The sequence below is a fragment of the Alteribacillus sp. HJP-4 genome (assembly GCF_042139015.1).
In the GTDB taxonomy this organism is placed as follows: domain Bacteria; phylum Bacillota; class Bacilli; order Bacillales; family Marinococcaceae; genus JBHIKY01.
This window is the reverse complement of the sequence record NZ_JBHIKY010000005.1, coordinates 222674-232681: the sequence shown is the minus strand read 5'-3', so window position 1 is coordinate 232681 and position 10008 is coordinate 222674. Positions and strand designations below refer to the sequence as shown.

General features: G+C 37.8%; 5 protein-coding genes. 4 read left to right on the top strand and 1 reads right to left on the bottom strand.

Annotated features, from left to right (window positions below; genetic code table 11):
- Both ACE4RR_RS06815 and ACE4RR_RS06810 read left to right on the top strand, forming a co-directional pair.
- Positions 1–147, top strand: a 147-nt coding sequence (locus ACE4RR_RS06815; protein WP_375534662.1) for an ATP-binding protein, incomplete at its 5' end; no start/stop codon positions are given.
- A 4131-nt stretch (positions 148–4278) separates the two neighbouring features.
- Entirely contained in the window at positions 4279–4926 is a 648-nt protein-coding gene (locus ACE4RR_RS06810) for a DUF4352 domain-containing protein (RefSeq protein WP_375534652.1), read from the top strand.
- Positions 4927–5099: 173 nt separating this feature from the next.
- Here ACE4RR_RS06810 and ACE4RR_RS06805 read toward each other — a convergent pair whose 3' ends face one another.
- On the bottom strand, positions 5100–6215 hold the full coding sequence (locus tag ACE4RR_RS06805; RefSeq protein WP_375534651.1) for a hypothetical protein: 1116 nt from the start codon (positions 6213–6215) through the stop codon (positions 5100–5102).
- A gap of 899 nt (positions 6216–7114) precedes the next feature.
- On the opposite strand from ACE4RR_RS06805, the gene ACE4RR_RS06800 reads away from it, so the two are divergent.
- Both ACE4RR_RS06800 and ACE4RR_RS06795 read left to right on the top strand, forming a co-directional pair.
- Positions 7115–8785: an NTTRR-F1 domain gene (locus tag ACE4RR_RS06800; protein ID WP_375534650.1), complete on the top strand. Its 1671-nt coding sequence runs from the start codon at positions 7115–7117 to the stop codon at positions 8783–8785.
- Between the two features lie 616 nt (positions 8786–9401).
- Positions 9402–9992 (top strand): DUF4352 domain-containing protein, encoded by a 591-nt coding sequence (locus ACE4RR_RS06795; RefSeq protein WP_375534649.1) that lies wholly within the window; start codon positions 9402–9404, stop codon positions 9990–9992.
- Positions 9993–10008 lie beyond the last annotated feature (16 nt).

Genomic DNA, 10008 nt, shown 5'->3' with positions numbered 1-10008 from the left:
TGGGGAGAGCTACTGGGCGATCAAGGGATAACAACGGCCATTCTAGACCGTCTCCTCCATCGTTCGGAGGTTATTCATTTAAATGGCAACAGCCACCGCATTAAACATCGAGAAACTTTGTTTCAAGCGAAAAGTGTTCAAAATTAATGAGCAGTATATGTTCAAAAAGACTTGACGGTGACAAAGCTACGAACCACAATTGAAAAACAGAAAAATATCTTTAAAAATACGTCAGCAAATCCGCAAAAGGTAGAACGAATTTTTTAAGGGCTCTTAATTGTCCCTCTATATAGATATATCAAGGAGTTGTTTACGAATTTGTTAACTCCCAAGCCTTCTCAACAAGCAAAACCCTTGATATATAAGCTTTTCAGCATAAAATAAGGACTATTTAACTGTCTTTTTGAGTGTAGGTTTATCATAAAGAGTTTTGTGTTTGTTGAGGTAGATACATCCTTAAGAGCCCCTCTATACAGGTATATCAGGAAGGTGTCTACACTTTTAAATGACATACTAGCCATCTCACCAATCAAAGCCACTTTGGAGTTTTACTGTTAAGGTGAATTTCCCAGTATCAAATATGACCCACTTCAAAAGTGTACTTATCCTTAGGGAGAGTAAGCATTAGGTGCATTTTTAAGGTAAAAGATTTCTTATATCTTATGATAAACCTAATTGCTGGCTTGTTAGTGGAACTCTGGAGGAGTGCTGGCTTACAAGCTATAGCTCAAGAGATGACTTTCAAATTGGTGTATGAGATAGCCGGTATTAAGCTAAAATGGTGTATGAAACCGCCGAGATTAAAATGGGGTTCAGACATAGAGAGAGTATGTGTGAGGTGCATTTCAGTCTTCCTTTTTCTATATATTATAAGGGAAGCTGGCTCTCAAGGAGCATTTCTTGAGTGGGGGCTTATTAGTGAAGTTTTTTGTTCTCGTCTCATAAGTGATTAATAAAATAAATATAAGAGACTAATTATAGTTAAACTTATTAGTTTCACTTCATTTAGTCTCTTAATATTTTATATATTTAAATATATTATAAGTTCTAATTGTAGTTAACTTCATTTAGTACTTTTATTTTTTTAATTGTATATTTATTAGAAAATATGTATGTAAAATTTTTGAGCTGAAACTTATTAGTTATACCCTATTAGTACATATCAAAGAGGTGTTTACAAATGAATTTATAAAAGTTAAAAAAAGATACCTTCTTGAGCCAGCAAATGCTTTTGAGTGAAGCTCCTAGGAGCCTCGTAGGTAAGCTTTTGAGGTTACATGGTGAATCAGTATGTAAAGAAGTGAAAAATCTCTGAGGTGGCTTAAATTAGACTACAGAGGTGTGCTTTCTCCCGTTATTCCTATATTTCACCTTGAGAGGGGGAAGCTCTTGAAGTGAGAGCTCCTCTGTTCAACTCAAGAGTGTTTCTGACAGGTTGCTGAGGAGATTGAGCTCAAAGAAGTAACTCTAATTTCTCTTTCGAGGGAAAACTCTAATATGCCACTCAAATGTAATCTTAAAGAAATAAAAAGAAGGTGCTCCCTTCCTCTGAGAAGACAATTTTAGTGGAAATATATTTTATAAAAAAAATGAGTAGCTTAAAATTCTCCCTTCCCCTGTTACTCCTGAGACGGGAGCTGTTTAGCTGAACTCTTCAGCGAACTAAAGATAATTACTCCTCTGTATATCTTCTGTAAATGTCACCATGTGTAGTGAGATATACCCCCACCCCTCAGAATATCCAAGAGTTGCCACTCACGAGCTCACTCACTGAGCGCTCCACTCACCAGCGCAGCTCCCGAGAGACTAACCACCCACAATAAATTAAGAAAGATATTGCCACACATAAGCAAGGTTTAGAGGTTGCACTCACAGAGAGTATGAGTTAACAGGTAATGCTTATGAGTCACAGATCACCAGTACACTCAGTGGCTGTATGAGAGGTAGCACAAATAAGGTACACTCACAAGCACTCTCACAGGCTGCCTCACAGGGGCTTTACTATCTCACTACACTTTATATATTCCAACTCATTAGCACTGCTTAGGGAGTACGAGAGGAGCCTTCTCATATGTATTGCTCATGAGCTTCCTGTTGAGCTTCTGGCTACTAACTATACTAATATGGAAGCTCTAAAGGACACTAGGAGCTCCTCTAAGGGACTTTACTATATAAGTGGACATAATACACTCCACCTCAATAGCACTGCTTAAAGGGCACGAGAGGATCCTTCTTAGAGGTGCAGCTATTGAGGTTGCTATTGAGCTGACTCCTGAGTAAGCTCAAAGGATAGCTTAGAAGGACACTCAGAGCTCCTCTCAGAGACTTCCTCCTCCACAGCATACTAACCCCCCCATTAACCTCTCAAGAAAACTCCTAGAGAGTCTCATAGGATTGCCCTCTCATGGTGACTTATATATATGGATAAGGGTACCCTTAAACGTTACTTATAAGCTTGCTCATAAGCGTATTGGTGGAAAACGCTCATAAGCGTTCCTGCTCATAAGAAGAATTAAAAAGAAAAGATATTGCCCTGTTGAGCCAGCTACTAAGTAAGCTCACTGGGTAGCTCACAAGGCGCTCACAGGGTAGCTCACAAGGCGCTCACAAGCTCCTCTCAGGGGCTTTCCTTCTCAAGAGTAATAAACCCCATTAACCTCTCGAGCAAAGCTCACAGTGAGCCTCATTAGCGCTGTCTCAGAAAGCGTCATATATAACAAGAAATAAGGTGTTATGAGATGGCAACTAGTAAGTTAAGCTCACAGATGCTAACTGCTTCATAGGGACTTACGAGACAGCTTACAAGGTTCACCTTTGAGAAGGGCTCCACAGGCTCTCTAAGGAGTTTTCTCCTCCTCGATATACTAAACCATCAACCTCTCACAGTAAGCCTCTCAGGCTCCTTCCCACTTTGCATGATAAATGTATATTAATACAATGTCTATAATGAATAACTTCTTATAATTTATGTTATGTAACTTAACTACACTAAAGTAAATGTTGTGTACCAAGAGAGAACGTCTTCTGAGGTAACTGTCAAGTTGACTTGTGAGAAAGAAATATGTATGCAATATGTAAACTTACACGCTTATTTATAAGGGTTATTTAGTGTATAAATGAGTTTTTCTCAGGAGCTGGCTTTCAAGTAAATAAATTTATTTTGCTGGCTAAGAGTGCATAAAATAGTGTATATTTTTGAGGTGACTAACGAGGTTTATCTATATAGTGAACTGTGATATTTATATAGTGAAATAGTTCTGAGTTGCGATTTACGAAAAGTGACCTCATCGACATGGAGGTTTATGTTACTACCTCTTGAGTGTCACCTCTGAAGTATCCCCTCTTGAGTATCATCTCTGAGCTCCACCTTACAAGCCACTCTGAGTGCTCCCCTCACTATGAGTTACACCTCACACGCTATCTCATAAGTACCCCTTAAAAGCTCCAGCTCACAAAGTCACCCTTAATATTAAATAATCCTTATTTTCCATCTCAAATATTTCTTTTCTTCAATACTGTAGTTCACATTCTGAGTCTGCACAATCTGTAGTTAAGCATAATAAAACATCTTATTTTCTTACTTATATATCCTTCTAAGATATTTAAGAGTTCACATGTTTAGACCTACAATTTGCAAGCTCACCTATTAACTAAACTTGTTCAAATACTTTCTTTTTGTTTAATTATTTATGCCTTTTTGTGTTCCTTATTGAGTGCCACTTTTAGAGTTAAACTCATCAATTCCACCTGCTTTATTGTATACCTGATTAAATGCCACCCTAGCAGGCGATCTGGCACATGCCAGATTGAGACAGCTCAAGAGATTCACCCTTATTTCTATCCTGCTCGATTACAGCAATAAATTACCTTTTAGTAATTTTAATGAGTGTGGCGTAAAGGAGGAATAAATAATGATTTTCGAGACGGTAACCACATGAGTTACTTATTGTGTAAATCAGCTTTTAAATATCATTCACACAAATACACATTGAGAGTTCCACTTCCCTCTTGAGGCAAGGAGTCTTTTTTTATACATGCCAGTTTAGTGTGTATGGCTTTATCGTAATTAGCAACTTTGAAGTCTTATCGTGAGTGTAGGCTCCCTGTTGGAGTGACTTAATTATTACATTATTTTATTAGTTTATTCCTACTTATTATGATAGCCAAATTAATCATATCATTTCCAAATATTACTTGTAAATTACAGTAATTGGTGGTACTTTATTATTATTAATTAAAACTAAAGGGCTACCAAGTCCACTAAGGAGAGGGTCAATTTTGAGTGAGGAAAATTTGAGCAAAAAGGAACACAGAGCACTGAAGAAGGCTAGACGTAAATGGTACATGAAAAAGCGTTCTTGGCTTGGAGGAATTATAGCACTAATAATTATTATTTCAGTTGTAGCCAATATGGGGAATGAAGAAGCAGCAACAGAGCCAGAAAGCAATGATGAAGATGCTACGGCTGTTGAGGCTGAAGCAAGCGAAACTGAAGGAGCAGAAGAAGAACCAGCAGAAACAGCAGGTATAGGTGAAGAAGTTGAAGTTGGAGATATAGCTTTCACAGTAAATGAAGTAAGCGAACAGTCTGAGATTGAAGATGAATTTCTTGATACACTCACCACAGAGGGAAAATTTGTTGTTGTTGATTTAACAGTTAATAATAACGACTCAGAAGCAAGATTTATTGATGGTGAAATGTTTCGTTTGCTCGGTTCTGAAGAAACTGAATACAAATCAAGCATTGATGCGGATATGTACTTAAATGATGATATAGGGTTCTTCTTAGAAGAGGTCAATCCTAACATGTCGACAACTGGTAAAATTGCTTTTGAGATTCCTGCTGATGAAAGTTACAAATTACAAGTATCATCTGGGCTAGGTTGGTCAGGTGGAAAGTACAGCGAAATTGAGATTCAAGAATAACAGGGAGCAGGTTAAAACCTGCCTCCTTTTTTATTGTTACAAAATAACTGCATTCTGATAGTTAATGTCTATTTGTTTGGTTAGTAAATAATAAAAATTTTCTCGGCAAGAAAAAAGTTTTCTGCTTCATAAATTAAAGGGTTAGGAGTAGGTTCTGTAGAATGAACCTCACTTTATTCTTTATTAAAAAATTTTTTATCAAATTTGGTCTTAATGATCCCTATAAAATCCTCAGCATAATGTAACGCTTCTTCAGCCTCTTTAAATGTTACATCTTTTTTTTCGTGTACTATTTTGTTTCTCTTTTTTGCTAGACCTTTTACCTTTGTAAATAATTCATTTTCATTATCTTCAAAGTCATTGTTGAATATAATTCTTAACTCAATATCCAGCACATAACTTATAGTCAGGTTTTTTTTATATTCATTTATCTTTGTTTTAGAAATTTTCACAACTTCTTTCTTATACTTATTCAATATTTCAGTAATAAAGCTTTCTAAGGCAATGAAAATGTCTAAAAAAGCATATTTAGGGTTGTCGTTAGAGTATAATTCCCCAGCCGCTCTATTCAGTAAGAGTTGTGTATCACCTATTGGAATATTTTTAAGAAATCTATCTTCTAAAACATTTCTGATTTCCTCTACACTTCTTGTAGAAGTAGTAAGTGCTGTCATTTTAGTTTTAAATCCCGCAGGCATCATATCTTCTATGTCACAATAATCTGCTTCTAATACTTCTTCAAAATTTTTCCCTTTGTCTTCATTTTTATATTTGTATAGTCCCCTATAATATATCACATCTCGATCAATTATTTCCCCAATATCTTTAATATTTGCTTGTTTAGCAGTATCCTTATAATGTTCTAAAAAATAGTTCAAAGCTTTTATAGAATTTTGGTTATCTTGATTTAATGCTTCACTAATATCGTTTACTTGATAAGCAACTAAAATGTCAGTGAAAGGTTCTTTGGTAAATACCTTTGTATATAAAATAGATTTATCACCTGTATAATCGATTACTTTCACCACTTCGTTTCCTATTTCAAAAATATAGGGGGTATCCTGATTAATTTGACCTATTTCTCTATCTAAGTAAGCAGTATAAGGTATTCCATATTTATATTTAACGTTAATATTATTTTCGAAGTCAAAAACAATAGTTGCATTAATATGATCTTTTATTATAACTTTATACACTTCATCATTTACATTAATACTAAAACTATCGCCTTGATCTAATTTTATTGAAGCAGGATACATGAAGCGATCAAATATTATTCCTTTAGCCATATTTCCTCTCCTATTTTTTTGTAAATTATACCATAGATAATTGTTTATTAGATATATGAGGTTTCCATACTACTTTTAAATAATTACTGCTATTAATAACAATTAGTTTGCTTTTCCTTTTATTAAAAAATCATTTATTTTTAGGTACTTGACAATTCCATAAGAGCTCTATACATTGTATTTATAAGCTAAATTTGAGGAAGTGCTCAATTAGTATTTTATTCTGACAAGCTTACTCTCTTGGAGTTTCACTGGTTTTCTTCACCTTGACAGGGTGGAGGTCACTGGTTCGAGCCCAGTACGGGACACCATACGCAAACATACAGAGACAAGGCTTTCAACCTTGTCTCTTTATTTTGGTTTTTAGTGAGTAGAGCTCTATGGGTGTCCAATTGGTGTCCGAATATAATATTTAATAATTTATTCGTGAACGTATCATCACAGCAAATATAAATTTAAGCAAAGACCAAGTAAACGGTATTAATAAAAATAACTATAATTTTAACCCGACGATTTTGTATAAAATTAAACGTTCTTGACACTTAGGAGCAGTTTTGGTAGGGGCTAAAACCATTTTATTCTGCTTAGTCTAAGTTTAAAGGCTATCCATTTTTATAAACAGAAGAGGTATATTGATATTTGCCTCTTCCTTTCTTTACTTTAAATACTTATTGTTTTACAAAAATATCGAAATGTTCAGACTTAAACCTAGTAATTCTTGAACTATTAATGAGTAATACTAAATAGATTGATCAAAGATTTTCGCACATTTCCTTTAAAATAGGCTTCCTTGTGGTTCGTTCCCCTAAACAAGCTCCTCCCAAAAGTCATAAGCTATCGGGAGTTTCAATATTAGCCAATGGCTTTGTTGAAATAACTTATAACAGGAGGAGATGCTATTGTCTATTAATAATCTGCTAGTTAATGGCGGATTTGAGACAGGAACGTTAGCAGGGTGGACTGCGGTTAACACTACCATTGCAAATGAGGCGCACACCGGAGATTTTTCAGCGAGATTTGCCTCTGGATCTGTTGTTGCTTCCCTTTCTCAAACCGTACCGATTAGTGAAGGGCAAATGTTCGAATTTTTAGTTTCCTTATCAAAATCTAACACACAAAACAGTCCTATCATTAATTTAGATGTATTATTTTTGAATGCGGCAGACATGGTAGTAGGCACGGGCTTAGATACTTTTGTTGATTTTGGCGGTCTGCCTTATGTGGTGAATGACACTTGGTTGGAAGTCTATTTAACCACAAGCGCAGCACCTCCTACAGCTACCCAGGCACAAGTAATTATTAGTAAACCAGTCAGCGCCATTAACGCTCCTTTTGTCTTCGTCGATGATGTAGCTTTCTTAGAAGTAGAAAGCGATGGAGCTACTGGGGCGACCGGCGCCACGGGGGCTACTGGCGCGACTGGAGCCACCGGACCGATCGGAACTACGGGGGCTACTGGCGCCACGGGAGCCACCGGCGTTACTGGAGCCACCGGACCGACCGGCGCGACCGGACCTACAGGGGCCACCGGCGTTACTGGAGCCACCGGACCGACCGGCGCGACCGGACCTACAGGGGCCACCGGCGTTACTGGAGCCACCGGACCGACCGGCGCGACCGGACCTACAGGGGCCACCGGCGTTGCTGGAGCCACCGGATCGACCGGCGCGACCGGACCTACAGGGGCCACCGGCGTTACTGGAGCCACTGGGGTCACGGGTACTACCGGACCGACCGGGCCAGCTGGGGGAGCTACTGGGGCGACGGGCCCTACAGGAGCCACTGGGGTCACGGGCGCGACCGGACCTACGGGACCTACGGGGGCCACCGGTGCGACAGGTCCAGCTGGCGCGACGGGCGTTATCGAACCAAATCCATTTGATGTCTTTGTCCAGGCTGGAGCAGTTGGTGGAGATGGTACCCAAGCAAATCCATTTGGAACTATTCAAGAAGGAGTGACAGCCGTATCCCCAACCGGAACCGTTCATTTACTAGGTGGGACGTATCCTATATCTGCCCAAATAACAATTAATAAAACTGGTGTAACTTTAAAAGGATATCCTAACACAATCATCGAATTACAAGCGGCGGTTATTCCCTTCTTAGTTACTGGAAACGGTATTACTATTGATGGTTTAACCATTACTAGCGATAATCCTTATGCTGTGGAATTCATTCAACTTGCAGGGACTGACCACAAAATTATCAATAACGTTATCTATGGCCCGCCACAAGCAGGTCCCTCGACTGGCTGGGTAGTGAACAGAGGATTTTTAACACAAGGAAATGTAATGAACCTGATAGTGCAAGACAATATATTTTTCTCCTTGCGACAACCAGCATATTTGAACCCAAATTCTGAGGGATTTATTGTTAATAATGTGGTGTATAATACGAGAGGATTTGTTGTAGATCAAGCTATTTTCAATTTTTCTGGAAACTCATGGGGGATTCCAGAAAATGCAGTTGATATAGCATTATTGGTAGGAACAATAATAGGACCTCCATACGACCCGTTAACTGAACTAGCGTCGAATAATAGTGATGCTTCTATCAGTGATCAACGATAACTACTAATATCCATTATTATAAATAGAAGGGGCTGTATCAAAAGACGTTTTTAAAAAATTTTATCCCCACTTTGGTGGTTAAAATCACACCAAAACAAGTTATCCCGTACCACTTTTATAGTGATACGGGATTATTTTTGGGAGGACGTCAATTGTTTATAACCTTTTGACACAGCCCCAATTTTATTAAGTGAATACAGCTCCAGATGTCAATGGTGAAACTCGATAAGAACGGAAGCGAACTTTTCAGTAGTTAATCTTTTTTTGAGCGTATTCTTCTTTCTCTGGCATGTTTAATGTGACAATTAATTTATTCACATAGTCTTCTCTTACAGTGAGTAATCCATATCTATTCCCAGTGTTTCTTAATTTTTCAAAAATATAATTAGTATACTTTATTTCAAAAATATATTTGTGTACGAACGGGGCTTCATTGCTTTTATGAAATTTTGTAAATGTAAGAACAATGTAATTGGTAGTAATTGGTGGTACTTTATTATTATCAATTAATGCTAAAGGGCTAACAAGTCCACTAAGGAGAGGGTAAATTTTGAGTGAGGAAAATTTGAGCAAAAAGGAACACAGAGCACTGTAGAAGGCTAGACGTAAATGGTACATGAAAAAGCGTTCATGGCTTGGGGGAATTATAGCGTTAATACTTATTATTTCAGTTGCAGCCAATATGGGAAATGAACAAGCAGCTACAGAACCAGAAAGCAATGATGAAGATGCTACCACTGCTGAAGCTGAAGCAAGCGATACTGAAGGAAATGAAGAGAGTGAAACTGAAGGAGCAGAAGAAGAACCAGCAGAAACAGCAGACATAGGTGAAGAAGTTGAAGTTGGCGATTTAGCTTTCACAGTAAATGAAGTAAGTGAACAGTCTGAGATTGAAGATGAATTTCTTGATACACTCACCACAGAGGGAAAATTTGTTGTTGTTGATTTAACGGTTTATAATAACGACTCAGAAGCAAGATTAATTGATGGTGAAATGTTTCGTCTGCTCGGTTCCGAAGAAACTGAATACAAATCAAACTCTGAGGCGGATATGTACTTAATAGAGTGGGGGATTACTCCCTCACTCCCTCTATTTGAATATTTTTTTAAATGCCTTCCCCGTGACTTTTCCCGTGGCTCTCCGTGCGACGCGCTGCCCGGCTTTTCCTTTTTGGACAGCGTTGACATCCCCAAAAATACGGCCTAATTGGTACAAAATTCCT